Below are 25,889 nucleotides of genomic sequence, written 5' to 3' on the forward strand. Positions count from 1 at the left end.
GGCACCCGCCGGCGCCTCGATCAGCGGAAGTTGTCGGCGTAGGCCTGCAGCTTCAGCGTGCGCTGCGGCGCCGGAATCAGTTCGTAGTCGAAGCCCTGCGCCTCGCAATAGGCGATCGCCGCCTCCTGCGTCGGGAAGAACAGGCGGATCTGTTCGCGCGTGTCGCCGCTGCCCGCCCAGCCGGTCAACGGATCGGGCTTCTTGGCCTCGGCCGGCTCGAATTCGAGCTGCCATTGGCTAGTCCGGTACTTGCCGGACTGCATCGCGTTCTTGGGGCGCTGGAAGATGCGGGCGGTGGGCATGATGGCTCCTTAACGCGCGAGCGGGCTTCGGGGAAGCGGGGTTTGTTGGGAGCGTGCTCCCCCCCCTCTTGTCGTCATTCCGGCGGAGGCCGGGATGACGGCCGATGGTCACGGGGCCCCACCCCTCACCCTCGCCGCGCATCGGCCTTCTTGGTGCGCAGCGTCGCAGAGGCCGCGGTGGGATCGTCGGGCCAGGGGTGCTTCGGGTAGCGGCCGCGCATTTCCTTCGCCACCGCGGCCCAGCTGCCGCGCCAGAAGCCGGGCAGGTCGCGCGTCGTCTGGATCGGGCGGCCGGCGGGGCTGGTCAGGCTGAGCACCAACGGCACGCGCGCCTCGCCGACGGTGGGATGATCGGCGAGGCCGAACAGCGCTTGGACGCGCAGCTCGACCTTCGGGCCGGCTTCCGCGGCGTAATCGATCGCATGCGTGCTGCCGGCGGGGCTGGTGAAATCCGCCGGGGCGAGCCGGTCGAGCCGCTGCAGCTCGGTCCAGCCGATCAGATTGCGCAACGCCTCGGTCAGCGCGCCAGCGGGAATCGCGTCGAGCCGGCGGCGGCCGACAAGCAAGGGCGGCAGCCATTCGTCGAGCCGTTCCGCCATCATCGTCTCCAGCGGCACGCCGGCATAAGCGGCACGGCGGCGCAGCGCGGCGGCTCCCTCGCTCCACGGCAGCAGCTCCAGTCCGCGCATCCGCACCGCCTCCAGCAGGGCGGCGGCGATCGCCTCGGGATCGGCATGGGGGTCGGGGCCGCTCGATAGGCGCAGCGCGCCGAGCCGCCGTTCGCGGCTGGTGACGACGCCGCCGGTCGCGGGATCGAAGGTTACGTCGCGATGGGTCGCGATCCGGTCGGCGAACAGCCGCTCGATCGTCGCCAGCGTGATCGGCGCCGCGGCAAGGATGCGCGCCGCCGAGGCCGCGCCCTGCGTCTCCGCCACCGCCAGCCATTCGGCCCGGGCGAGATTGCTCGCGGGATCGAGGCGGAAACCGCGACCGCCCGCCGACGCCCAATGTTCGCCGCTGGCGTCGCGGCGGCGCGCGACGCGATCGGGGAAGGCGAGCGCGATCGCCACCTCGACTCCCTCGTCCGCCGCCGCCGCGCCGCCGGCGAGCTTCGCCCAGCGATCGGCGAGCTGGCCCGCGGCCTTGGCCTTGGGACCGCGATCGGCACGCCAGCGCTTCAGGCGGGCGTCGAGGTCGGGGTCGGTACCGCCCAGCCCGCGTTCGGACAGCAGCACCGCGACCTCGGCGGCGACGCGCCCCTGCCCCAGCTCGCCGGCGCGCAGCAGCATATGGGCGAGGCGCGGCGGCATCGGCATGGCGGCGATGCGGCGGCCATGCGCGGTCGGTCGGCCGCTGTCGTCGATCGCCGCGATTCCGAGCAGACGCCCGCGCGCCTCCTGCACCGCGGCCTCGGGCGGCGGGTCGAGCCAGGCAAGATCGCGTGGGTCGCCCACCCCCCAGATGGCGCAGGCGAGGACCAGGCCGGACAAATCCGCCTCCAGGATCTCCGGCGGGTCGAAGCGCGGCAGGCCGGCGGTCGCCGCCTCTTCCCACAAGCGATAGGCGACGCCCGGCCCCTGGCGTGCGGCGCGGCCGGCGCGCTGGGTCACCGCCGCCTGGCTGGCACGTTCGGTGACGAGGCGGGTCATGCCCGCGGCGCGATCGTAACGGGGGCGGCGGGCGAGGCCGGAATCGACGACGACGCTGATGCCGTCGAGGGTCAGGCTGGTTTCGGCAATGCTGGTGGCGAGGACGAGCTTGCGGCGGCCGTCCGGCTCGGGACGAATGGCGGCACGCTGCGCGGCGGGGTCGAGGCTGCCGTGCAACTGGTGAACGGCGATCGACTCCGGCAGGTCGGCGAGCCGTTCCTCGACGCGGTCGATCTCGCCGACGCCGGGCAGGAAGGCGAGCACGCCACCGCTTTCCTCGGCCAGCGCGCGGCGGATCGCGGCGGCCATGCCGTCCTCGATCCGCGCGGTCGCGTCGCGACCGAGATGGCGTAGGGTGAGCGGATAGCTGCGCCCCTCGCTCTCGATGATGGGCGCCGCCGGCCCGTCGGCGCCCATCAGCGTCGCGAAGCGGCTGCCGTCGAGCGTCGCCGACATGGCGAGGAGGCGCAGATCGGGACGCAGCGCGCCCTGCGCGTCGAGCGCCAGCGCGAGGCCGAAATCGCCGTCGAGGCTGCGTTCGTGGACCTCGTCGAACAGCACGGCGGAGATACCGGCGAGTTCCGGATCGGCCTGGATGCGCGCGACGAAGATGCCCTCCGTCACCACCGTCACCCGAGTCGCGGCGGAGCGGCGCGAGTCCATGCGGGTGGCATAGCCGAAGGTGCCGCCGGCCGCCTCGCCGGCGAGCGCCGCCATCCGCTCGGCCGCGGCGCGCGCGGCGAGGCGGCGGGGCGAGAGCAGCAGCACCTCGCCCGTGCACCATGGCTCAGCCAGCAGCGCGGGCGCGACGGCGGTGGTCTTGCCCGCCCCGGGTGGCGCGACCAGCACGGCGTTGCTCGCGCGGCGCAGGGCGGCGAGCAGGTCGGGCAGCACGGCATGGATCGGCAGGTCGGACACGATGGCGGCGCCTTGCCACGAAAGGTCGCGCGCCGACAATGCACGCCGACCGGCGCGAAAGGGCTTTCGGTCGACGCCTTTCGGTGGTTAGCTCCCGCGCTAACGGTTTCGGAGACGCATCATGGGTCTGTTGGACGGCATCCTGGGGCAGGTCGCGGGCAATCCGGCGATCACCAATCTCGCGGAGAAGATCGGCCTGTCGCCCGAGCAGGTGACGCAGGCGATCGGCGCGCTCGGCGCGGCGCACGGCGAGCCCGGCGACACCGTCGCCAGCGCCGCCGACTCCACTGGCCTGCCGCAGGATGCGCTGCACCAGATCCTGGAGCATCTCGGCGGCGAAGGTGCGCTGGCGGACATCGGTCGCGTGCTCGGCGGCGGGGTCAGCGAGGGCGACGGCGGCGGCATCGCCGGCGGTCTGGGCAGCATGCTCGGCGGGCTGTTCGGCAAGTCCTGACGTCCTATCATCACCCGGGCCGGCGGTGGTAAGCGGGTCGGGGCGGCCGGCTGCGGCCATGGGGACGATGCGTGCACATCCACTTTCATCACGACGACCATGACGGCCACGGCCAGCACGGTCACGGCCACGGTCACGGTCACGGGCATAGCCACAGCCACGGGCATGGCCACAGCCATGCGCCGGCCAGCTTCGACCGAGCCTTCGCGATCGGCATTGGGCTCAACATCGCCTATGTCGCGGCGGAGGCGGGCGCCGGGCTGTGGACGGGATCGGTCGCGCTGCTCGCCGATGCCGGGCACAATCTGTCCGACGTGCTCGGCCTCGCGGTCGCCTGGGGCGGCGCGACCCTGGCCAAGCGCGGGCCAACCAAGCGTTTCACCTATGGCCTGAAGGGATCGACGATCCTGGCGGCGCTGCTCAACGCGCTGCTGCTGCTCGTCGCGCTGGGCGCGATCGTGCTGGAGGCGGTGCAGCGGATCGGCGACCCGCCGCCGCTCGCCGGCCTGACCGTATCGGGCGTCGCCGCGATCGGCATATTGGTCAACGCCTTCACCGCATGGCTGTTCGCCAGCGGGCGCAAGGACGACGTCAACCTGCGCGCCGCTTATCTGCACATGGCCAGCGACGCCGCGGTGTCGGCCGCGGTCGTCGTCGCCGGCGCGGTGATCTGGGCGACCGGGATCGGCTGGATCGACCCGGTGATCAGCCTGGCGATCGCGGCGATCATCTTCTGGCAGACCTGGGGCCTGCTGCGCGAGACGGTGGAGATGTCGCTGTCCGCGGTGCCGCGTGGCATCGATTACGATGCGGTGTCGCAGGCGCTGCTCGCGCTGCCCGGAGTCGAGAAGCTGCACGACCTGCACATTTGGGCGATGTCGACGACCGAGCCGGTGCTGACCGCGCATCTGTTCATGCCGGGCGGTACGCCGAGCGACGCCTTCCTGGCGGAGGCGCAGGACATGCTGCACCATCGCTTCGGCATCGGCCATACCACGCTGCAGGTCGAGACGGGGGCCGACGGTTGCGAGGTCGGCTGCTGAGGCGGAACATATCGGGAGACGGATGATGGCCGGATGGCGGGGACTGGCGGCGATGCTGCTTCTGGCGAGCGCGCCGGTGACCGGACAGGCGACCGGCGGTGCCGCGCCCGCGCCGGCGGCGGCGCCGCTCGTCCTGCCCGACATGCCGCTCCACGATCCATGGATCGTCGCCGATCCGACGACCCGCACCTATTGGCTGTTCACCCGCAACGAAGCGGCGGTCAGCGGCGACAGGCGGCTGGGCATCATGGCCTATACCAGCCGCGACCTGCGCCACTGGACGCGACCTGTGGTGGTGTTCGCGCTGCCGCCGGGGGGCTGGGCGAACGACGGCGCCTGGGCGCCGGAGGTGCATCGCTGGCGCGGGCGCTGGTATCTCTTCTCCACCTACCACAATGAATCCGCGCGGCTGCCCGCCGACGGCGCGCGCCGGCCGGTCCGACGCGGCACGACGCTGGCGGTCGCCGACCGGCTGGGCGGGCCGTTCCGCCCGCTGCGCGACAATGCGCCGGTCGCCGATCCCGGACTGATGACGCTGGACGGCACGCTCTACGTCGATCCGGCGGGCAAGCCGTGGTTCGTCTATGCGCACGAATGGGTGCAGATCGGCGACGGCACGATCGAGGCGCTGCCGCTCGACGTGTCGCTGGCCGCCGCGGGGCCGCCACGCACGCTGTTCCGTGCCTCGTCGGCGCCCTGGGCCAAGGCCAATCGCGAGGTGCCGGGCGACCCGACCTGGGTCACCGACGGGCCGGAGCTGTTCCGCACGCGCACCGGCACGCTGCTGATGCTGTGGTCGAGCTATGACGCCACGGGCTATGTCCAGGGGCTGGCGCGGTCGCGATCGGGGACGCTCGATGGCCCCTGGGAGCAATTGCCGCCGCTACTGCGCGGCGACAGCGGGCACGGCATGCTGTTCCGGCGGTTCGACGGAACGCTGATGCTGATCGTGCACCGGCCGTTCCACAAGGCGCGCGGCAAGCTGTACGAGGTGCGGGACGAGGGCGACCGGATCACCCTGGCGCGCGAGGCGACGGAGCTGGATGGCGAGACCAAGCCGGTGATGTGAGCGGGCGCGCTTGCATCCTCCTCCAGGTGAGGCGGGCTGGAGGCGCACAAGCGCCGACGGCGAAGCCGCCGGCGTGACGTCGGACGGGCTCGGCTCTGCCGACCCGCCGGCCGGATCGCGCGATGCCGTCGCTGCGCTTGGCACCGCCGCGGACGTGGCCGCGGCGGTGCGCGTCCGTCAGTACGCCCGCGCCACCGCGAAGGCCACCGCCTCGACCATCGCGTCCTTCGCCTTGCTCGCCGGGAAGCCGGCGATCGCGTCGATCGCGCGCTGGCCATAATGGCGGGCGCGGGCGAGCGTGTCGTCCACCGCGCGGGTCTTGCGGACCAGGTCGATCGCATGGGCGAAGTCCGCATCGGAGGCACGACGGCCCTCGACCGCATCCTTCCAGAACTTGCGATCCGTCTCGTCGCCGCGGGCCAGCGCCAGGATCACCGGCAGCGTCATCTTGCCTTCGCGGAAGTCGTCGCCGGCATCCTTGCCCATCGTGCCCGCGTCGGAGACATAGTCGATCGCGTCGTCGACCAGCTGGAAGGCGATGCCGAGGTTGCGACCATAGGCGTCCAGCGCCGCCTCGTCCGCCTCCGGCCGCTCCGCCACCACCGCAGCGATGCGGCAGGCGGCGGCGAACAGCGCCGCGGTCTTGGCGTCGATGATGTCGAGATAGCGTTCCTCGGGCAGGTCGATGCGCCGCGCCGCGGTGAGCTGGTTGACCTCGCCTTCCGCGATCACCGCGGAGGCGTTCGACAAAATCCGCAACACCTTCAGCGACTCGGCCTCGACCATCAATTCGAAGCTGCGGCTGAACAGGAAATCGCCGACCAGCACGCTGGCGGGGTTGCCCCAGATGATGTTGGCGGTGCGCTTGCCGCGGCGCAGGTCCGAACCATCGACGACATCGTCGTGCAGCAGCGTCGCGGTGTGGATGAACTCCACCGCTGCGGCGAGGACGTGATGGCGCGCCCCCTCGTAACCGAGCAGCCGCGCGCTCGCGAGGGTGAGCATCGGCCGCATGCGCTTGCCACCGCCCGCGATCAGATGGCCGGCGAGTTCGGGGATCAGCGGAATGTCCGACCGCATCCGGTCGACGATCACCGCATTGACGTGATCCATGTCGCCCGCGACCAGCCGGAGCATCGGCTCCAGCGAGGGGGCATGGGCATCGAGGCGCTGGACGGTGGCGGTCATCTCTGCTGCGCTGTGGCGACTGGCGCGCGCGAAGGCAAGCCTTGCCCGAAGCCCGACTTGCTATCATGGAGCAACCGGCGGACGACGGAAGGGCTGAGATGAGCGACGCGACTTTGCAGGGCTATCGCAAGAGCATCGACAATATCGACGCGGCGCTGGTCCATCTGCTCGCCGAACGATTCAAGGTCACGCAGGCGGTCGGCCGCCACAAGGCGACCACCGGCCTGCCCGCCGCCGACCCCGGTCGCGAGGAACGCCAGATCGCGCGGCTGCGCTCGCTGGCCGAGGATGCCGAGCTGGATCCGGAATTCACCGAGAAGTTCCTGCGCTTCATCATCGACGAGGTGATCCGCCACCACGAACAGCTGCGCGGGTGACGCCCCCTTTCGCATCGCCTGGCGAGGAACCAGATATGCGCTGCTATGATATTGGTTTCCTTGGCTTTAGCGGTCGCGGCGGTGGGCGCGCCCGGTTCCATCACGGGGGTTTGGCACAATCCCAAGAATACGGTCGCGGTACAGACCGGGCCGTGCGGGGTGCGCCTGTGCGGCTGGATCGTCCGCGCCAGCGACAAGGCGCAGGCGGATGCGGCCCGGGCGGGCGCACCGCCGCTGATCGGCACCGCGCTGCTGCGCGGCTATCGCGTCAGCGGATCGGCGCGCTGGTCCGGACAGATCTGGGTACCCGACATGCGTCGCGCCTTCGGGTCGACGATCACGATGGTCGATGCCGACACATTGAGCGTCAAAGGGTGTCTGATCGGCGGCCTAATCTGCAAATCGCAACTGTGGCGGCGGGACTGAGCGCGTGACCGGCGGCCGGTTCATCGCGGTCGAAGGGGTCGACGGTTCGGGCAAGAGCGGCGTCGTGCGCGCGCTGATCGCGGCGCTGGCGTCGCGCGGGCATGCGGTGCTGGGCACGCGCGAGCCCGGCGGCACGCCGCAGGGCGAGGCGCTGCGCGGCCTGCTGCTCGCCGGGGCGGACGAGGCGTGGGAACCGCGCGCGGAGCTGCTGCTGATGACCGCGGCGCGCGTCCAGCATGTCGCGCGCGTGGTGCAGCCGGCGGTAGCGGCGGGGACGATCGTCGTCTCGGATCGCTATGCCGGTTCGACCCTGGCCTATCAGGGCGCGGGCCGCGGCATGGACGAGAGGCTGATTCGCGGGCTGCATGCGACGATGGTCGACGACCTCTGGCCCGATCTGACGCTGGTCCTCGATCTCGATCCGGCAATCGGGCTGGCGCGATCGAAGCGGCGGCTGGCGGCGGACCAGATCGACGAGGGCCGGTTCGAAGCGCTCGACCTGACCTTCCACCAAAGGATCAGGGCCTCGTTCCTGGCGCAGGCGGCGGCGGCTCCGGCACGGCATGCGGTGATCGACGCCGGCGGCACGCCCGCGGCGGTGCAGGACGCCGCGATCGCGGCGGTCACGCCGTTCTTGCCGGTCGACCCGACTTAGCGGCCAAAGCACTGCCGGATCGAATGACCGGCAGCGTACGCAATTTGTCCGACATCACATGAATTGGTGCAACCGCCCCACCGCCGTTCTAGGGGGGAGCCATGTCATCCAACGATGCGGTCGCCATGACCATCGAACAGCAGCATGACGCCATCATGCAATGCTGCGGCAGCCTGCAGGCCGCCCTTGCAGCGGGTCCCGGCGATCTTGCCGTCGCTCAGGTCAGGTTGAGGTTGGCGGGCTTGCTGCAAACCAACCTCGCGTCCGAGGAACGCGAGCTGAACGCACCGATCCGCCGGCTTCCGACCGCGGACCGGCCGCGCGACTTCGTGCGGCTCGGGGGTGAGGCCGCCGATCTGCGCGCACGCTATTCGGAACACGTGGGGCGCTGGACGCCCGCTGCCATTGATGCTGACTGGAGCGGCTATGTCCGTTCCGCGACGACGCTGATCCAGCAGGTTCGCGACCATCTTGCTGCCAAGCAGCGGGTCCTGCCCGAGTGGAAGCGGGCGGCCCTGCGCCAGACGCGGGATGCATCGCACTAGGCGGTATCGGCATCCCTTGCTGGCGACAGGAGGATCGAGCTAGGCCGTTCGGGTCGGCAGTCGCGCTACCGCCCCGTCCACTTCCCCGGCCGCTTCTCGACGAAGGCGGCCATGCCTTCTTTCTGGTCGGCGGTGCCGAACAGGCCGTTGAACAGGCGGCGTTCGAACTGGATGCCCTGCGCCAGCGTCGTTTCGAACGCGGCGTCGACCATTTCCTTGTTGGCCTTGACCGCGAGCGGCGCCATGCCGGCGATCGTCTGCGCCGTCTTCACCGCTTCCTCGACCAGATCGTCGGCGGGAACGATGCGGCTGACCAGGCCGGCGCGCTCCGCCTCGGCGGCATCCATCATTCGGCCGGTAAGGCACATCTCCATCGCCTTGGCCTTGCCGACCGCGTGGGTCAGCCGCTGCGAGCCGCCCATGCCGGGGGTGACGCCCAGCTTGATCTCGGGCTGGCCGAACCTGGCCGTGTCGGCGGCGAGGATGAAGTCGCACATCATCGCCAGTTCGCAACCGCCGCCCAGCGCATAGCCGGCGACCGCCGCGATGATCGGCTTGCGCGTGCGGGTCAGCGTCTCATAGCCGGCGAAATGGTTGGTGGCGTACATGTCCGCAAAGGACATCGCCTGCATTTCCTTGATGTCGGCCCCCGCCGCGAACGCCTTGGCGCTGCCGGTGATCACCGCGCAACCCTGGCTGCCGTCGGCGTCGAAGGCGGCGAGCGCGGCGATGAGATCGGCAAGCACCTGCGCGTTGAGCGCATTGAGCGCCTGCGGGCGGTTGAGCGTGATCAGCGTGGCATTGTCGCGCTGTTCGACGAGGATGGTGTCATATTCGGCCATGTGCGTGTCCTCAGTCGTGGGGGGTCCAGGCCTCTGCCTCGGGCAAGGGCGCGAAGATCTGGTCGATGACGTGGTCGGTGACGCCTTCCGGCGTCGCCGGGTCCCAGCGCGGCGCATTGTCCTTGTCGACGATCACCGCGCGCACGCCCTCCAGGAAGTCGTGACGCTGGACCATGCGGCCGGCGACGGCATATTCCTGCCGCATCTCGTCGGCGAAGCTCTGCATCGCGGCGCCGTCGTACAGCAGCCGCAGGCCGACCTTCATCGCCATCGGGGACTTGGTGCGGATCCCCGCCAGCTGCGCGCGCGCGAATTCGCCGTCGTCCGCCTCCAGCGCGGCGATGATCGTCTCCAGATCGTCGGCGGCGAACAGGCGGTCGATGTCGGCACGATGGGCGGCGATCGTGCCCTCCCCCGGCGTCTCCGCGAGCCCGTCCAGCGCCGCCGCCATGGCGTGCGGATCGGCCAGGATCGCCGCCTTGGCCTCGTCGAGCCGGGCCGCCGACAGATAATGCGTCGCGAGCCCGAGCGCGGCGCAGTCCGCCCCGTCCAGCCGATGACCGGTGACCGCTAAAAAGGCGCCCACCCGCCCCGGCAGGCGCGACAGATACCAGCCGCCGCCAACGTCGGGGAACAGGCCGATGCCCGATTCCGGCATCGCGAGCCGCGTGTTCTCGGTCGCGACGCGGTATCGGCACGGCAGGGCGATGCCGACGCCGCCGCCCATCGTGATGCCGTCCATGAACACGACGCTGGGCTTGGCGAAGGTGAAGAGGGCGTGGTTGAGACGATATTCGAGATGGAAAAAGGCGCGCGCCGCCTCGCCGTCGCCGGCGCCGCTGTCGGCGAGCAGACGGATGTCGCCGCCCGCGCAAAAGCCCCGCGACAGCTTCGGGGCGCCATCGGGTGCGGGGAGATGGTCGAGCATCACCGCGGCGACCGCGGCATCGCCGCGCCAATCGTCGAGCGCGGCGAGCATCGCGGCGCACATGTCGCCGTTGAGCGCGTGCAGCGCCTTGGGGCGGGACAGGCGCAGGCGGCCGACCGCACCTTCGATGGCTATGGTGACGTCGCTGGTCATTGGCCGGTCTTCTAGCCTGTGCGGCCGCCGGGTCCATACCGATGCGCCAAATTGACGGGTGACATCTGTTGACACAGGCACTTGGCCTGTCCACGTCCAATCCATGGCCAATCGTCAATCGCGCAATATCTCCCTGACGTCCGAACTGGATGCGTTCATCGATGGTGCCTTGGCGACGGGCGATTACGGCAATGCGAGCGAAGTGGTGCGGACCGCGCTGAAGCTGCTGCGCGACAACGAGAGCAGCGTCACCCGCGCGGTGGCGAGCGACCGCTGGCCGATCGGCGACGGCGAATGCGCGCACCTGATCCGCGAACGTGACTGGAGCCGAACGCATCTCGGCCCGATCGAGAGTTGGCCAGAGGCCTTGCGGCTGACCGTCTCCAACATCGTCAATTCGCCGGTGCCCAAGGTGCTGATGTGGGGCCGCGACGGCCTGATGCTGTACAACGATGGCTATATCGCCGTGGCGGGCGCCCATCACCCGCACGCGCTGGGTGCCTTGGTGCGCACGATCTGGCCCGAAATCTGGGATTGGAACAGCGCGATCCTCGAGCGCGGCTTTGCCGGCGAGGTCATCTCCTATCGCGACCAGCCGATGCAGCTGAACCGCTCAGGCCGGCTCGAGCAGCTGTATTTCGACCTGTTTTACACGCCCATCTACCTGCCCGACGGCAGCGTCGGCGGGGTGATGTGCACCGTGCTGGACAACACCGCCCGCATCGCCATGGAGGCGGCGCTGTCCGCCAGCGAGCAAGAATTGCGGACGATCACCGATGCGCTGCCGGTGCTGATCTCCTACGTCGATCGCGATCAGATCTATCGGTTCGCCAACAGCTATTATGAACAATGGTTGGGCGTGCCGGGCGCGGTGACGATCGGGAAGCATATTCGCGACGTGATCGGTGCGGACCTGTATGCCGAGCGCGAGCCGCTCATCGCGCGGGCGCTCGCCGGCGAGCCGATCGTCAGCGAAGGGCCGATGCCGCATCGCGACGGCACGCCGCGACGGGCGGAAATCCGCTACCTGCCGCGGCTGGAGGCGGACGGCAGCGTCGCGGGCTTCCACATCCTGGTCGCCGACATCGAGGAGCGGGCGCAGCGCGAGGCGGAGGTGCGCGCCAGCAACGATCGTTTTCGCGCGGCGATGGAGGCGGTGCACGGCGTGCTGTGGACCAACACCGCCGACGGCCGCATGGAGGGCGAACAGCCCGGCTGGCAGGCGCTGACCGGCCAGACGCCGGAACAATATCGCGGCTATGGCTGGGCGCAGGCGGTGCATCCCGACGATGCGCAGCCGACCGTCGTCGCCTGGGAAGCGGCGGTCGCGGCGCAGACGATGTTCGTGTTCGAACACCGCGTCCGCCGGCATGACGGCGCATGGCGCAACTGCCTGATCCGCGCGCTGCCGATCAAGGACGGCCAACGGATCGTCGAATGGGTCGGCGTCCACACCGACATCACCGAACAGCGCGCGGCCGAACAATCGCTGCGCGACCAGGCCGACGCGCTCGCCCGTCAGGTGCGGCACCGCGAGCGTGCCGAAGAGCAACTGCGCCAGCTCAACGAGAATCTGGAAGCGCGCGTCATCGCCGAGATCGGCGAGCGCCGCGCGGCCGAAGCCGCGCTGGCCCAGGCGCAGAAGATGGAGACGATCGGCAAGCTGACCGGCGGCGTCGCGCACGATTTCAACAATCTGCTGCAGGTCGTCTCAGGCAATCTGCAGCTGCTCGCCAAGGACATCGTCGGCAACGAGCGCGCCGAGCGCCGCGTCGCCAATGCGATGGCGGGCGTGTCGCGCGGGTCGAAACTCGCCGCGCAACTGCTCGCCTTCGGCCGGCGACAGGCGCTGGAACCCAAGGTCGTCAACGTCACCCGCTTCGTGCAGGGCATGGACGACCTGCTGCGCCGCGCGATCGGCGAGGCGATCGAGATCGAGACGGTGTTCGGCGGCGGCCTGTGGAACTGCTTCATCGATCCGGTGCAGATCGAGAATGCGCTGCTCAATCTGGCGATCAACGCGCGCGACGCGATGAACGGCCAGGGCAAGCTGACGATCGAACTCGCCAATGCGCATCTCGACGATGCCTATGCGCGCACGCATGACGAGGTCGAACCGGGCCAGTACGTCATGCTGGCGGTCAGCGACACCGGCAGCGGCATGGCGCCGGAGATTATCGAGAAGGTGTTCGAGCCGTTCTTCTCGACCAAGAGCGAGGGCAAGGGGTCGGGGCTCGGCCTGTCGATGGTCTATGGCTTCGTCAAACAGTCGGGCGGCCATGTGAAGATCTATTCGGAGGTCGGCGAAGGCACGACGATCAAACTGTATCTGCCGCGCTCGGTCGAGGCGGAGGACGTCGAGGTCGTGACCGCGACAGGTCCGATCGTCGGCGGTACCGAGACGGTGCTGGTGGTCGAGGACGATGACGAGGTGCGCGCGACGGTGGTCGAGATGCTCGGCGACCTCGGCTATCGCGTGCTCAAGGCGGTCGATGCGCAGAGCGCGCTGAGCGTCATCGAAAGCGGCATCCCGATCGACCTGCTGTTCACCGACGTGGTGATGCCCGGCCGGCTGAAGAGCCCGGAACTGGCGCGCAAGGCGAAGGAACGGCTGCCCGAGCTCGCGGTGCTGTTCACCAGCGGCTATACCGAGAATTCGATCGTCCACGGCGGCCGGCTCGATGCCGGCGTCGAGCTGTTGTCCAAGCCCTATACGCGCGAGGCACTGGCGCGGAAGTTCCGCCATGTGCTCGCCAACCAGCGTCAGCGGCGCGAGGGGCTGGAGGCGCGCGCGCTGACCAGCGCCCCTGCCCCGCTCCGCCCGGCGCCCGGGGCAAACGGCCAGGTCACCGTGCTGCTGGTCGAGGATGACGAGGTCATCCGCGCGACCACCGCCGAGCTGCTGCAACAGGGCGGCTATGTCGTCGTCGACGCGGCGAGCGCCGAAGAGGCGATGACCGCGCTGCAGACGGTGCCGATCGACGTGCTGGTCACCGACGTCAACCTGCCGGGCATTTCCGGGCCGTCCTTCGCCCGGACGGCGCGCGAACTGCGCCCGCGAGTCGGCGTGGTGTTCGCCACCGGCGATGTCGCCGCGGTACCGGCGGACACGGGGGCGGTGCTGCTCGCCAAGCCCTACGGCCTGGAGACGCTGCACGCCGCGATCAGCGGTGCGATCGGGCGACCAGTGAGCGCGGCGCCGTTGGATACGCCCAAGCTGGAGCGCGAGGCGGAATAGCCGTCGGTCAGAACCGCAGGCTGATCCAGCCCGCCAGGAAATCGCTGCTCTTGAAGCCGGCATCGGTCAGCGCCGGACCGGCGGCGAGATGCTCGTAGCGGCCGGTGACCGAGACGCGCGGGCTGATCGTCCACACCGCCTGGAGCCGGGCGACGTCGCCGATCTTGCGCGCACGGCCGTTCTGCGTGCCCGCGAACGGCTGGCCGTTGGCGCGGTACACCGCGTCATAGACGCTGTCGCGCCAGGTCAACTGATATTCGGCGGTGACGCGCAGCGGCTTGATCGGCGCCACGCTGACATTGGGCGCCAGCGCGACGAGGTTCGACGGCGTCAGAAACAGGCCATAGCTGTAATAGATGTTGTTGCCGAACGGCGCATAGGCGTCGCGCAATTTGCCGTCGCCATAACCACCGCCGCCGCTGGCATAATCGGCATGGACGCCGATCCGCGGCGCGCGCGCGGTCTTGCCGAGCCGATAGGTCTGGGCGGCGAAGACCTGCCAGGCATCGATGCGCTGGTTGATATAGGTGCCGTATTGGTGGTTGACCGTCCAATCGATCGTCAGCGGCCCGGCATCACCCCACACACGCGTGCCGAGATAATAACGCGTCGCCGGGCCGATCCGCCCACCCCAGGCGCCGACCGTGTTCCGCCGCCGCCAGAAGAAGGGGTCGACGTAGAGCTTCGACCCGCCGAACCAGCGCTGTGGCACGACGAACCCCAAAGTCACGCCGGAGAAGCGCCGCGCCGGGTCGGACACATCGTCCTCCGTCCCGAGATCGCCATAGGCCGTGGGCTTGAGATCGAACAGGTCGGCGCGCACCCTCTTGCCCCGGGCCCAGAGCCTCAGACCGTTGAGCGTGTAGCGGATCGTGTTGTTGTCGCGCTGCGAGACGAGCAGATTGGGCCCGTCGGTGAACTCCTGCCGGCCATAGCGCGCGCCGAGCGCGACGCCGGCCACATCCACGTCCCCCTCGACGAACGCCTGCTGCACCACGAGGTCGTTGCGCAGCGTCGCGGCGGGCGCGCCCAGTTCCACGCCCGAAATGCCACCGTGCGCGACCTCGACGAAGCCGCGTAGATGCGGGCCGACGTGCAGATCGGCGCCGGCGACGATGCGGTTGATGTCCTGCCGCTGCGCGCGGCTGTCGCGCAAATTGGGGTTGGTGGTGTGGTTGACGCGTAGGCGGAACTCGCCGGACAGCGTCAGGTAGATGTCGCCGTCGCCGTCGAGCGGCAGGAACTTGAGTCGGTCGAGCGGATCGTCGCGCTTCTCGGGGTTGCGGTAGCTGCTCCAGTCCTCGGCCCAGCGCGACAAATTGAAGCCGTTGGTCGCGGCACCGTCGCCCGCCGCGGCCGCCGGATAAGACTGCGCGATCGGCGCGGCGGGGTTGCGCGTCTGGCCTGTTTCGCTGGGCGCCGCGGATTGAGCTTGGGCCCCCGTCGCGAGCGCGAGCGTGGCGGTGGCGCCCAGCAGGGCGCGGATGGTCGACAACATGGAAGAGATCCTTGGCAATTCCCGTCCTCACCCTTCCCTCTCACATCGAGAGAGGGAGGGAGGCGCGACGCGCCGGAAGGGTGAGGGCAGTACCGTGAAGCGTTACTCGGCAGGAATGGCGTGCACGGGCAGTTGATCGACGCGCAGCGCTTCGCCACGCAGCGCCGCATCGAGCGCGTCGCGGTCGAGCGCGCCTTCCCAACGCGAGACGACGATCGTCGCCACTGCATTGCCGATGAAATTGGTCAGGCTGCGGCACTCGCTCATGAAGCGGTCGACGCCGAGGATCAGCGCCATGCCGGCGACCGGCACGCTGGGCACGATCGACAGCGTCGCGGCGAGCGTGATGAAGCCCGCGCCGGTGACCCCCGCCGCGCCCTTCGACGACAGCATCGCGACGCCGAGCAGCAGCAGTTGCTGGCCGAGCGTCAGGTCGACGTTGCACGCTTGGGCGATGAACAGCGCCGCCAGCGTCATGTAGATATTGGTGCCGTCGAGGTTGAAGCTGTAGCCGGTCGGCACGACCAGACCGACGATCGATTTGGGGCAGCCGGCCCGCTCCATCTTCTCGATCAGCGAGGGCAGCGCGCTTTCCGACGACGAGGTGCCGAGAACGAGCAGCAATTCGGCCTTGAGATAGGCGATCAGCCGCAGGATCGAGAAACCGGCGAGCTTCGCGACCACGCCGAGGACGACCAGCACGAACATTAGCGAGGTCAGGTAGAAGGTCCCGACCAGTGCGGCGAGATTGGCGAGCGTGCCGACACCATATTTGCCGATGGTGAAGGCCATGGCGCCGAACGCGCCGATCGGCGCCGCCTTCATGACGATCGAGACAAGCTTGAAGAAGGCGACCGACGCCTGTTCGAGCAGGCCGAGCACCGCCTGCCCCCGCTCGCCGATCAGGGCGAGGCTGACGCCGAACAGGATCGCGACGAACAGGGTCTGCAGGATGTTGCCCGCGGTGAGCGCGGACAGGAAGGTGTCGGGGATGATGCCGGTCAGGAAGCCGGTGATCGTCGTCTCATGCGCCTTTTCGGCGAATTCGGCGACCTTCGACGTATCGAGCGAGGCGGGATCGATGTTGAGCCCCGCCCCCGGCCGCACGACGTTGGCGACGATCAGCCCGACGATCAGCGCCAGCGTCGAGAAGAACAGGAAATAGAGAAACGCCTTGCCCGCGACCCGGCCGACCGAGGCTAGGTCGCGCATGCCGGCGATACCGGTGACGATGGTCAGGAAGATCACGGGTGCGATCACCATCTTGACCAGCTTGATGAACGCATCGCCGACCGGCTTGAGCGCCTCGCCGGTGGCCGGCGCAAAATGGCCGAGCAGCACGCCCGCGACGATGGCGGCGAGCACCTGAACGTAGAGGTGGGTGTACCACGGCTTGGCGGCGGGGGGCAGCGGTGGGCTGGCGAGATGATCGATGGTCATCGGCGGGTCTCTTCCTCTCTCCGACGCAGACCGGCTGACGCGGTCCTGCGAGCAAGGTGGCAGCGTGCCACCGTGCAGCAGAGGCGGAAAGCATTTTTCCTTTTTCATTTTTAACAGGCAAAACAGGACCTTACAAAATTTCGCTAGCATCGTAGGTGCCAATCTTCGCCAATCGAATACCCCGATGTGCCGAAACTTGCCCATGGCACAGAAGGTGCCTAATCTCGCCGGCATGGCCCATCTGCCCCGCCGGATCGCCGCTGCGCTGGCGGCGGCGCTGCTCGCCGCACTCGCCGCATGGCTGGCGGGCGATGTCGCGGGGCGGCGTGCGCGCGCCGGTGTCGCGATCAGTGTCGCCGCGGACGCCCGGCTGCGTCAGGCGTTGCTCGCCAGCGAGCTGGAGCGGTTCGCCCTGCTGCCCGTGGCCCTGGCCGATGATGTCGACGTGCTCGACGCGCTCGCTGGCCGGACGGGTGCGGCGGCCCGGCTCGACGGCAAGCTCTCGGCATTGGCCCGCGAGACGGGCGCATCCGCCATCTACCTAATCGGCGCGAACGGTCGCGCGATCGCCGCGAACAATGCCGGGACCGCGAGCAGCTTCGTCGGCCAGGATTATCGCTTCCGCCGCTATTATCGCGACGCGCGGCAGAGCGGGCGCGGGCGGCAATTCGCGCTGGGCACGGTCAGCGGACGTCCCGGCCTGTATCTGGCGCGGCGGACGCGGGACCGCGGCGTCGTGGTGGTGAAGCTGGAATTCGACCGGATCGAACAGGCGTGGCGCGCCGCCGGCGGCGAGACCTTCGTCACCGATCGCGACGGCATCATCCGCGTCACGAGCCGCCCCGCCTGGCGGTTCGCCGCGACGCGGGCGCTGTCAGCGGAGCGTGCCGCGGCGGCGCAAATCGACAGCGGCGTCCGCGCCCTCGGCCCCTCGCCGATCCGCCGCGCCGCCGACGGCACGATCCGGCTCGACGGCACCGCCGGCCCGGTATCGCTTGCCGTGACCCCGCCCGATCAGAATGGCTGGCGCGTCCAGTTCGCGCTTCCGCTGGCCGCCACCGTCCGGCCGATCGTGCGTGTTGCCCAGATTGGCGGCGCGCTCACCATGCTGGCGCTGCTCACGCTCGGCTGGGCGTGGCGAACACGGGCGCGACGTCGCGCCGAGCGCACAGGTGCTTTGGAGACGGCGGTGAGCGAGCGCACTGCGGCGCTGCGCCGGGAGATCGAGGAGCGCGCCGCGGCAGAGGCGCAGGCGGCGGAATTGCGCGAGGGGCTGCGCCAGGCGAACCGCCTCGCCGCGCTCGGTCAGATCACCGCCAGCGTCGCGCACGAAACCGCCCAGCCGGTCGCGGCGATCCGAACCTATGCTGCCAATGGCGAACGGCTGCTGGACCGGGGCGAGATCGACGAGGTCCGTTGCAATCTCCGGGCCATTGCGCGCCTGACCGAACGCATTGGAACCGTGACCGCGGAACTGCGCGGCTTTGCCCGCAAGGGCAGCGGCACGATCCAGCCGGTGCCGCTGGCCATGGTAGTCGACGGTGCCCGGCTGATTCTCAAGGAGCGGTTGCAGCCGATCACCCTCACCGTGCCGGCGATCCCCGCCGATTTGAGCGTGATCGCCGGACGCGTGCGGCTGGAACAGGTGCTGGTCAATCTGCTGCAGAATGCGATGGAGGCGCTGGAGGGTCGCGTCGATCCGCGTATTGACCTGCTACTGAACAGCGACGCGGACACGGTCCAGCTCATCGTGCGCGACAACGGGCCCGGCATCGCAAGGGAGATCGCCGACCGCATCTTCACCCCGTTCGCGACGAGCCGGCCGACGGGACTAGGTCTGGGTCTGGTGATCGCTCAGGATATCATGACCGACCTGGGCGGAACGCTGCGCCTGCTGGCGCCCGATGGTGCCGGGGCAGCCTTTGCGATCACGCTGCGGCGGGCGCAGTGACGGAGGCGCCGCTTCGCGTCGCGCTGGTCGAGGACGACGAGGATCTGCGCGCCTCGATCGCGCAGACGCTGCGCCTCGCCGGTTTCGCTGTCGACGCTTTCGCTGCTGCGCCACCGGCGCTGGCTCAGCTGGACGCGGATTATCCCGGCATATTGGTCACTGATGTGCGCATGCCGTTGATATCGGGGATCGAGCTGTTCGGAATGTTGCGCGATCGCGACGCGACGCTGCCGGTGATCCTGATCACCGGCCATGGCGATGTCGCGATGGCGGTGGATGCGCTGAAGGCGGGCGCGTGGGATTTCCTGACCAAGCCGTTCGACCCCGACAGGCTGATCGCAAGTGTCACGCGCGCGCTGCAGACGCGGACGCTGGCGCTGGAGAACCGGGGGCTGCGCGCTGCCGCCGAAGCGGATGCGGACGGCGGACTGATCGGCGAATCGCCGGCGATACGGCGGCTGCGGGCGATGATTCCGGCACTCGCGGCTGCCGACATCGATCTCCTGATCGAGGGCGAGACGGGCACCGGCAAGGATATGCTGGCGCGGCTGATCCACAATGGCGGCAAGCGCCGGCGGCGGCGCTGCATGACCGTCGCCTGTGCCGCACTACCCGATGCCCTGATCGACGGCGATCTGTTCGCCAGCGTCGGTGAAGGCAGTGTCGTCGCGGCGGATGGCGGCACGCTGCTGCTCGACGACATTGATCGCGCGCCACGGCGGTTGCAGGATCGGCTGGCGCAGCTGATCGCGACGCGCAGTGTACCGGGGCGTGGTCGCGACCCTATCGCCATCGACCTGCGGGTTATCGCCACCGCGCGCGAGGAGGCGCAGCGCGGGCCAGAGGCGATCGACCCGGCCTTGCTCTATCGGCTCGCTGCGGTGCGACTGCGCCTGCCGCCATTGCGGGAGCGGCGGGAGGACGTGCCGCTGCTGTTCGCCCATCTAGCGGCGCAAGCGGCGGCGCGGTTGCGCGCGCGGCTGCCGGTGTTGACCGACGCGACGCGCGGGCATCTGATCCATCACGATTGGCCGGGCAACGTTCGGGAACTCGCCCATTTCGCGGACCGGCTGGTGCTTGGTCTCGACCCGCTCGGCGACGGGATAGCAGCCCCGGCGGCGACGCTACCGCTGCCAGCGCGTGTCGACGCCTTCGAACGGGCGGCGATTATCGAGGCGCTGGCGGCGACCGACGGCGAGGTCGGGGCCGCGATCACGCGCCTCGGCATCCCGCGCAAGACCTTCTATTATCGGGTGCAGCGACTGGGCATCGACCTAGCGGTGCTGAAGCGGCGGCGGGCGGGCGATTCAAACCCGCTCCGATGACGAGCAGTGGCGCCGCCGGTCAGAAGGCGAAGCCGGCCTGACCGCGCTCATGCGCCAGCAGCTGCTGCTTGACCGACAAGCCACCGGCGAAACCCGTCAATGCTCCGCCGCTGCCGATGACGCGGTGGCAAGGGACAAGGATCGACAGCGGATTGCGGCCGTTCGCTGCGCCCACCGCACGCACCGCCTCCGGCTTGCCGATATCCTGCGCGATCGCGGCATAGCTGCGCGTCTCGCCGAACGGGATGGCGGTCAGCGCGTTCCAGACCCTGCGCTGGAAATCGGTACCGCGTGCTGCCAGCGGCAGGTCGAAATGACGCCGCGCCCCGGCGAAATAGTCGGCCAATTGTGCTGCGGCCGCGCGCAGCAGCGGGTGATCGGGTTCGTCGACCGCCGGTGGCAGCGGCACGCGCCGCGCCTTTCCAGGATCGGGCCAGAGCACCGCCACCAGCCCCTCGTCCGCTGCGACCAGCGTCAACACCCCGACCGGCGATGCGAATAGCCGCCGGGCCAGCGGTATGGTCACGGCAGGATGTGCATCCACAGCGGCGCACCGGCGAGGCTCTGCGATCCGCGCAGTTTCTCCAACGCCTGCGCGACGCAGCGTTCCGGTCCGTCGTGCGTGACGATCGCGACGAGCACATGGCCGTCGGCGGTGCGGCCGCGTTGGATCAGACTTTCGATCGACACGCCAGCGTCGCGCATCGCCGCGGCTATCTCTGCCAGGACGCCGACGCGATCCTCGACCGTGAAGCGCAAATAGGCCCGGCCGCGGCGTTCACCGCTGTCCGCTTTGCCTGCCGCGACCAGAGCGGCGGCGGGCATGGCATAGGGTGGCCCATATTCGCCGCGGGCGATGTCGATCAGATCGGCGACCACCGCGCTTGCCGTCGGTCCATCGCCGGCGCCGGCGCCCTGAAAGAACAGCCGGCCGACGAAATTGCCGTCCGCCACCACCGCATTGAGCGAGCCGGTGACGTGCGCCAGCGGATGGTCGAGCGGCACCAGATGCGGGTGCACGCGCTGGAACAGGCCGGCGGGTCCGGCCTCGGCGACGCCGACCAGCCGCACCTTGTAGCCCAGTGCCGCCGCCTCGGCGATATCGGCGGCGATGACATGGCGGATGCCGCTCGCCGCGACATCGCCGAAGGCAGGGCGCGTGCCGAAGGCGATGCTGGCGAGGATCGACAATTTGTGCGCGGCGTCGATGCCGTCGATGTCGAAGCTGGGGTCGGCTTCGGCATAGCCGAGTGCCTGTGCCTCGGCGAGCACCTCGGCGAAGTCGCGGCCTTCCGCCTCCATCTTCGACAGGATGAAATTGCAGGTGCCGTTGAGGATGCCGTAGACGCGATCGATCGCATTGGCCGCCGCGCCCTCGCGCAGCCCCTTGATGACCGGAATGCCGCCGGCCACCGCCGCTTCGAACTTGAGCGGCGTGCCCGCCGCTTCCGCCGCCTGCGCGAGTTCCAGACCGTGATGGGCAAGCATCGCCTTGTTGGCGGTGACGAAGCCCTTGCCCGCCGCCACGGTGCGCCGCGCGAGCGTCAGGGCGGGCCCGTCGGAGCCGCCGATCAGCTCGACCACCACATCGGCACCGTCATGCCCCGACAGTGCCGTCGTGTCGTCGACCCAGGCGAAGCGCGACAGGTCGACGCCGCGATCCTTGCCGCGGTCGCGAGCCGAGACGGCGACGACCTCGATCGGACGACCGGCACGGCGGGCGATCAGATCGCGATTGGCGTCGAGCAGGCGGATCACGCCGCCGCCGACGGTGCCGAGGCCGGCAAGCGCGACGCGTAACGGTTGGTTGGTGGTCATGGCGCGCGCCTAGCGGATCGTGATGCCGGATGTCGAGCCGACGCAACCTTGTTTCGCAGCTGCACGCACAAGCCTATCGCGTACGCGAGTGATGTTATGGCTAGCCGGCGGGATGGTCGGAAGCGGTGACGGTCTGGCTCCCAACAACGGCTACGCGTCTCGATCCCCGCCTGCACGGGGATGACGAGGGCGTATGCAATCAGATCAAACGCAGATCGCCAACCGTCACAGACGACGCCCTCCGCCTCTGCTGTCAGCCCCGCGAAGGCAGGGACCAGACGCACGACGACGGTGAGGCGCGCGACGATCTCGCTTACTCCAAGCCCCTCGCTTCTCCGAATCGACGACAGTCGCATCGCGATCATCGCGAATGCCGCGCCCGGCAAAAGCGCCACCGCCCTTGTCGGGCCGCGACGCTTTGTGCCACGCTCGCGCCATGACCGACCTTCGCGCTGCGCCACCGACCCCCGTTGCCGAATTGACCGTCCGCGGCATCCTGCTCGGTGGTCTGATCACCTTGCTGTTCACCGCGGCCAACGTTTATCTTGGCCTCAAGGTCGGCCTGACCTTCGCCACCTCGATCCCGGCAGCGGTGATCTCGATGGCGATCCTGCGCTACCTTCCCGGCGCGACGATCCTGGAGAACAATATCGTCCAGACCGTCGCCTCCGCGGCGGGAACGCTGGCGGCGATCATCTTCGTGCTCCCCGGTCTGGTGATGATCGGCTGGTGGAACGGCTTCCCCTATCTGCTCACCGCCGGCATCACGGCGACCGGCGGCATTCTCGGCGTGATGTTCTCCGTGCCGCTGCGCCGCGCGCTGGTCGTCGATACCGACCTGCCCTATCCGGAAGGGCGCGCCGCCGCGGAGGTGCTGATGGTCGGGGCGGGCAGCCGCGCCGGCGAGGCGGAGAGTGCCCGTGGCCTCAAGCTGATCGTCGTCAACGCCGTGGTGTCCGCCGGCTTCGCGGTGCTGACCCAGACCAAGCTGGTGGTCGCCGAGGCGGCACATTTCTTCCGCGTCGGCGCGGGCGCGACCGGCATTTCGGGTGGTCTCTCCTTCGCTCTGATCGGTGCCGGTCACCTCGTCGGCATTTCGGTCGGCATGGCGATGCTGGTCGGCGTCGTGATCGGCTGGTGGGTGGCGCTGCCCTATCTGACCGCGCTCGCACCGGCGGCGGCCGGTGTCGGACTGGAAGCCTGGGCCGGTGGCGTGTTCCGCACGGACGTGCGCTTTCTTGGTGCCGGCGTGATCGGCGTCGCGGCGATCTGGACGCTGCTCAAGATCATCGGCCCGGTAGCCGCAGGCATCCGCTCGTCGATCGCCGCGAGCCAGGCGAAACGTAGCGGCGCGGTGCTCGAACTCGGCGAGCGCGATCTGCCGATCGGCATCGTCGCCATTGTCAGCGTCGCGGTGCTGATACCGATCGCGGCGCTATTGTGGTCGGTGATCGCCGGCGGGCCGCTCGCTCCGTCGGCCGTCGCCTTGATCGCGGGAGCACTGGTCTTCGTACTGGTGCTCGGCCTCGTGATCGCCGCCGTCTGCGGCTATATGGCGGGGCTGATCGGCGCGTCGAACAGCCCGGTGTCGGGGATCGGCATCCTCTCCGTGCTGGCCGCCTCGCTGATGCTGGTCGGCCTGTTCGGCCGCGGCACGCCGCCGGAAACGACGCAGGCGTTGGTCGCCTATGCGCTGATCGTCACCGGCATCGTGTTCGGCGTCGCGACCATCTCCAACGACAATCTGCAGGACCTCAAGACTGGGCAGCTGGTCGGCGCGACGCCGTGGAAGCAGCAGGTCGCGCTGATCTTCGGCGTCATCTTCGGAAGCCTGGTGGTGCCGCCGGTGCTCGAACTGCTGGCGACGACGCTCGGCTTCCAGGGCGCACCGAGTGCCGGCCCCAATGCGCTGGCCGCGCCTCAGGCGGCGCTGATCTCCGCATTGGCCAAGGGCGTGCTGGGCGGCGATCTCAATTGGACGATGATCGGCGTCGGCGCCCTTGTCGGCGTGGGTGTCATCATCCTCGACGAGGCGCTCGGCCGGATGGGCAAATTGCGGCTGCCGCCGCTCGGCATCGGCCTCGGCGTCTATCTGCCGATGGCGGTGACGCTGCCCGTGGTGATCGGTGCGATCATCGGCTTCTTCTACGACCGCTGGGCGGAAGGCCGGCCGGACGTCGAGGGGGCGAAACGGATGGGCGTGCTGACCGCGACCGGCATGATCGTCGGCGAAAGCCTGTGGGGCGTCGCCTTCGCGGTGATCGTCTACCTGACCAATTCCGATGCGCCGCTCGCCATCGTCGGCGCGGGCTTTGCGACTCCCGCGCTGATCGGCGGGACGATCGCATTTCTGGCGCTGATCGCGGCGCTGTACCGCTATACCCGGCGCATGGCCGCCCAATAGGTTTTTTGCGACCAGCCGTTGATCGGGCCGGGAACGCCCGGCCCGGACGGCGGTTATCCCCTGCGAACCCGGTGATCGCAGCCTCCCCCCCCCGGCAGGCGATCATCGGGTTTGCTGTATGCGTGGATGAGGATCGGACGTGAGTGCGTCGAAAAAGCAACGCGAGCGGGTCGCGCAGGTCGGCGAAACGCTGCGCGCCGGGGTCGATGTGCCGACCGACACTTATATTACTGGCGACATCCCGCTGCTGCTGACGCGCCTCTCGCAGGTCGAGGGCGTGCGCAAGGGCGACCGGCCGAAGCGATCGAAGGGCGACACCGAATAGCCCCAGACGAAGCCCGCTCTTTGACCGTGGCAAACGGCGGGCGGCGCCTCACGCCATGGCGGCGAGCATCTCCTTGATCTTGACGAAGGCAAAGCCGACCGAGCTGTCGGCGATGCCATAGGGCAGGAAGATCGTGTCGCCGTGACGGATCGCGCCGCAGGAATAGACGACGTTGGGCACATATCCCTCGCGGTCCTGATCCTTCGCGGCGAGGATCGGCTCTACCGTCCGGCCGATCACCTTCGACGGATCGTCCTTGTCGAGCAGCACCGCACCGATCGAATATTTGCGCATCGCACCGACGCCGTGGGTCAGCAGCAGCCATCCCTCGTCCAGCTCGATGGGCGGTCCGCAATTGCCGATCTGCACCAGCTCCCACGGATAGACGGGGGTGAGGATCTTCTCGCCCTCGTCCCAATGTTCCAGCGTATCGGATTTGAGCAGGAACAGATTCTCGCCGTCCTGGCGGCCGATCATCATATACTGACCGCTGACCTTGCGCGGGAACAGGGCCATGCCCTTGTTGCGCGCCGCGGGGCCGCTCATCGGCACCAGGTCGAACGCGCGGAAATCGCGCGTGCGCATCAGTTCCGATTGGATCACCGAGCCATTGTAGGCGGTGTAGGTGCCGATCCACTCATAGTCGCCGTCGTCATGCCGGAAGTGGACGATGCGCAGATCCTCCAGCCCCTTCGACTGGGCGCTGGTGATCGGGAAGATCACCGTGCCCGACAGCGTCGAATCGCGGTGGCGATAGACGGTGACCGGCCCTTCCGGCATCTCGTCCTCGACCGCACCCGCCAAATCCGCCGCCGTCGCGAAGGGCGGCTCCGGCGCCAGCTTCAGCTGGTTCTCGTCGGTGATGATCCCCTCGCGAAACGCGACCGAGCTGATATGCCCCTCGCCGACCGAGCGCAGCGACATCAGGATGCGCATCGATCCCGCCGGCATGCCCGACTGGTCGAAATGCGGCACCGCGCTGGGGTTCATCAGCGCCGCTGCGGCATAGCTATATTCGTGGCAGAAATAGGCGCCGATCAGCTGGCGCTTCTCGTCACCGATCTCGCTGCCGTCGAGGCCGAGCAGTTCGGCAATCTCGTCGTAGCGAGTCATGAAGACACGCCGGGTCTGCCAGTGCCGCGCCTCGAAGTCCTTGAGAACTTCTTCCAGCTCGTCGCGCGCCTGCTGCGGCGACATCTTCAACACCTCACCGACCAGTCGCTCGGTCCGGTTGGGCGCGCCACCCTTCCCGCCCCAGGCGATATGGAAGGGTCGCACGACAACGCGCGACGGGTCGGCATGCAGCCGCAGGTCGTGGTTGAACAAATCCATGCGGGTAGC

22 protein-coding genes are annotated in these 25,889 nt (G+C 69.2%); 12 read left to right on the plus strand and 10 right to left on the minus strand.

Going from position 1 to position 25,889, the window contains the following annotated elements:
• Nucleotides 1-20: 20 nt before the first annotated feature.
• Nucleotides 21-302, minus strand: coding sequence for an ETC complex I subunit (locus ACU5AX_RS06695; RefSeq protein ID WP_446690147.1), 282 nt, complete (start codon nucleotides 300-302; stop codon nucleotides 21-23).
• Nucleotides 303-427: 125 nt separating this feature from the next.
• The gene (gene hrpB / locus ACU5AX_RS06700; protein WP_446690148.1) at nucleotides 428-2,869 is read right to left on the minus strand and encodes an ATP-dependent helicase HrpB; all 2,442 of its coding nucleotides are present in this window, start codon (nucleotides 2,867-2,869) and stop codon (nucleotides 428-430) included.
• Nucleotides 2,870-2,990: 121 nt separating this feature from the next.
• Here hrpB and ACU5AX_RS06705 point away from each other — a divergent pair, with 121 nt between their 5' ends.
• The 3 genes from ACU5AX_RS06705 to ACU5AX_RS06715 all read left to right on the plus strand — a co-directional run bounded on the left by ACU5AX_RS06705 (nucleotide 2,991) and on the right by ACU5AX_RS06715 (nucleotide 5,435).
• Nucleotides 2,991-3,323: a hypothetical protein gene (locus ACU5AX_RS06705; protein ID WP_446690149.1), complete on the plus strand. Its 333-nt coding sequence runs from the start codon at nucleotides 2,991-2,993 to the stop codon at nucleotides 3,321-3,323.
• 71 nt (nucleotides 3,324-3,394) lie between these two features.
• Nucleotides 3,395-4,366 (plus strand): cation diffusion facilitator family transporter, encoded by a 972-nt coding sequence (locus tag ACU5AX_RS06710; protein ID WP_446690150.1) that lies wholly within the window; start codon nucleotides 3,395-3,397, stop codon nucleotides 4,364-4,366.
• A 22-nt stretch (nucleotides 4,367-4,388) separates the two neighbouring features.
• Entirely contained in the window at nucleotides 4,389-5,435 is a 1,047-nt protein-coding gene (locus tag ACU5AX_RS06715) for a glycoside hydrolase family 43 protein (protein WP_446690151.1), read from the plus strand.
• A 177-nt stretch (nucleotides 5,436-5,612) separates the two neighbouring features.
• Here the strand turns inward: ACU5AX_RS06715 and ACU5AX_RS06720 are convergent, their stop codons facing one another.
• Nucleotides 5,613-6,623 carry a polyprenyl synthetase family protein gene (locus tag ACU5AX_RS06720; RefSeq protein WP_446690152.1) on the minus strand — a complete coding sequence of 337 codons (1,011 nt, stop codon included), beginning with the start codon at nucleotides 6,621-6,623 and terminating at the stop codon, nucleotides 5,613-5,615.
• Between the two features lie 98 nt (nucleotides 6,624-6,721).
• On the opposite strand from ACU5AX_RS06720, the gene ACU5AX_RS06725 reads away from it, so the two are divergent.
• The 4 genes from ACU5AX_RS06725 (at nucleotide 6,722) to ACU5AX_RS06740 (ending at nucleotide 8,626) form a co-directional block, all read left to right on the plus strand.
• Complete coding sequence (locus tag ACU5AX_RS06725; RefSeq protein ID WP_198352088.1) at nucleotides 6,722-7,000, plus strand: chorismate mutase; 279 nt, start codon at nucleotides 6,722-6,724, stop codon at nucleotides 6,998-7,000.
• 60 nt (nucleotides 7,001-7,060) lie between these two features.
• Entirely contained in the window at nucleotides 7,061-7,426 is a 366-nt protein-coding gene (locus ACU5AX_RS06730) for a DUF2147 domain-containing protein (protein WP_446690153.1), read from the plus strand.
• A 4-nt stretch (nucleotides 7,427-7,430) separates the two neighbouring features.
• On the plus strand, nucleotides 7,431-8,081 hold the full coding sequence (gene tmk, locus ACU5AX_RS06735; protein ID WP_446690154.1) for a dTMP kinase: 651 nt from the start codon (nucleotides 7,431-7,433) through the stop codon (nucleotides 8,079-8,081).
• Between the two features lie 125 nt (nucleotides 8,082-8,206).
• The gene (locus tag ACU5AX_RS06740; RefSeq protein WP_198352085.1) at nucleotides 8,207-8,626 is read left to right on the plus strand and encodes a hypothetical protein; all 420 of its coding nucleotides are present in this window, start codon (nucleotides 8,207-8,209) and stop codon (nucleotides 8,624-8,626) included.
• Between the two features lie 65 nt (nucleotides 8,627-8,691).
• On the opposite strand, the gene ACU5AX_RS06745 is transcribed toward ACU5AX_RS06740, so the two are convergent.
• Nucleotides 8,692-9,468 (minus strand): enoyl-CoA hydratase, encoded by a 777-nt coding sequence (locus ACU5AX_RS06745; RefSeq protein ID WP_446690155.1) that lies wholly within the window; start codon nucleotides 9,466-9,468, stop codon nucleotides 8,692-8,694.
• Nucleotides 9,469-9,478: 10 nt separating this feature from the next.
• Nucleotides 9,479-10,549 carry an enoyl-CoA hydratase/isomerase family protein gene (locus ACU5AX_RS06750; RefSeq protein ID WP_446690156.1) on the minus strand — a complete coding sequence of 357 codons (1,071 nt, stop codon included), beginning with the start codon at nucleotides 10,547-10,549 and terminating at the stop codon, nucleotides 9,479-9,481.
• Nucleotides 10,550-10,652: 103 nt separating this feature from the next.
• Between ACU5AX_RS06750 and ACU5AX_RS06755 the strand changes: the two genes are divergently transcribed.
• Nucleotides 10,653-13,787, plus strand: coding sequence for a type II toxin-antitoxin system ParD family antitoxin (locus ACU5AX_RS06755; RefSeq protein ID WP_446690157.1), 3,135 nt, complete (start codon nucleotides 10,653-10,655; stop codon nucleotides 13,785-13,787).
• Between the two features lie 7 nt (nucleotides 13,788-13,794).
• On the opposite strand, the gene ACU5AX_RS06760 is transcribed toward ACU5AX_RS06755, so the two are convergent.
• Both ACU5AX_RS06760 and ACU5AX_RS06765 read right to left on the minus strand, forming a co-directional pair.
• Nucleotides 13,795-15,285, minus strand: a complete 1,491-nt coding sequence (locus ACU5AX_RS06760) for an alginate export family protein (RefSeq protein ID WP_446690158.1) — start codon at nucleotides 15,283-15,285, stop codon at nucleotides 13,795-13,797.
• 102 nt (nucleotides 15,286-15,387) lie between these two features.
• Nucleotides 15,388-16,725 carry a dicarboxylate/amino acid:cation symporter gene (locus ACU5AX_RS06765; RefSeq protein ID WP_446690159.1) on the minus strand — a complete coding sequence of 446 codons (1,338 nt, stop codon included), beginning with the start codon at nucleotides 16,723-16,725 and terminating at the stop codon, nucleotides 15,388-15,390.
• A 202-nt stretch (nucleotides 16,726-16,927) separates the two neighbouring features.
• Here ACU5AX_RS06765 and ACU5AX_RS06770 point away from each other — a divergent pair, with 202 nt between their 5' ends.
• Both ACU5AX_RS06770 and ACU5AX_RS06775 read left to right on the plus strand, forming a co-directional pair.
• Entirely contained in the window at nucleotides 16,928-18,676 is a 1,749-nt protein-coding gene (locus ACU5AX_RS06770; protein ID WP_446690160.1) for a sensor histidine kinase, read from the plus strand.
• The gene (locus ACU5AX_RS06775) at nucleotides 18,673-20,001 is read left to right on the plus strand and encodes a sigma-54-dependent transcriptional regulator (protein ID WP_446690161.1); all 1,329 of its coding nucleotides are present in this window, start codon (nucleotides 18,673-18,675) and stop codon (nucleotides 19,999-20,001) included. Before ACU5AX_RS06770 ends, ACU5AX_RS06775 begins: the two co-directional genes overlap by 4 nt.
• Before the next feature lie 19 nt (nucleotides 20,002-20,020).
• Here ACU5AX_RS06775 and ACU5AX_RS06780 read toward each other — a convergent pair whose 3' ends face one another.
• Together ACU5AX_RS06780 and ACU5AX_RS06785 are read right to left on the minus strand one after the other, a co-directional pair.
• Nucleotides 20,021-20,521 (minus strand): methylated-DNA--[protein]-cysteine S-methyltransferase, encoded by a 501-nt coding sequence (locus ACU5AX_RS06780; protein ID WP_446690480.1) that lies wholly within the window; start codon nucleotides 20,519-20,521, stop codon nucleotides 20,021-20,023.
• Nucleotides 20,522-20,523: 2 nt separating this feature from the next.
• Complete coding sequence (locus ACU5AX_RS06785) at nucleotides 20,524-21,819, minus strand: homoserine dehydrogenase (protein WP_446690162.1); 1,296 nt, start codon at nucleotides 21,817-21,819, stop codon at nucleotides 20,524-20,526.
• Nucleotides 21,820-22,255: 436 nt separating this feature from the next.
• Between ACU5AX_RS06785 and ACU5AX_RS06790 the strand changes: the two genes are divergently transcribed.
• Both ACU5AX_RS06790 and ACU5AX_RS06795 read left to right on the plus strand, forming a co-directional pair.
• The gene (locus ACU5AX_RS06790; RefSeq protein WP_446690163.1) at nucleotides 22,256-24,223 is read left to right on the plus strand and encodes an OPT family oligopeptide transporter; all 1,968 of its coding nucleotides are present in this window, start codon (nucleotides 22,256-22,258) and stop codon (nucleotides 24,221-24,223) included.
• Nucleotides 24,224-24,362: 139 nt separating this feature from the next.
• Nucleotides 24,363-24,548, plus strand: coding sequence for a hypothetical protein (locus ACU5AX_RS06795; RefSeq protein ID WP_446690164.1), 186 nt, complete (start codon nucleotides 24,363-24,365; stop codon nucleotides 24,546-24,548).
• A 48-nt stretch (nucleotides 24,549-24,596) separates the two neighbouring features.
• Here the strand turns inward: ACU5AX_RS06795 and ACU5AX_RS06800 are convergent, their stop codons facing one another.
• Nucleotides 24,597-25,880, minus strand: coding sequence for a glycoside hydrolase family 130 protein (locus ACU5AX_RS06800; protein ID WP_446690165.1), 1,284 nt, complete (start codon nucleotides 25,878-25,880; stop codon nucleotides 24,597-24,599).
• Nucleotides 25,881-25,889 lie beyond the last annotated feature (9 nt).

The organism is Sphingomonas benefaciens (genome assembly GCF_052907485.1).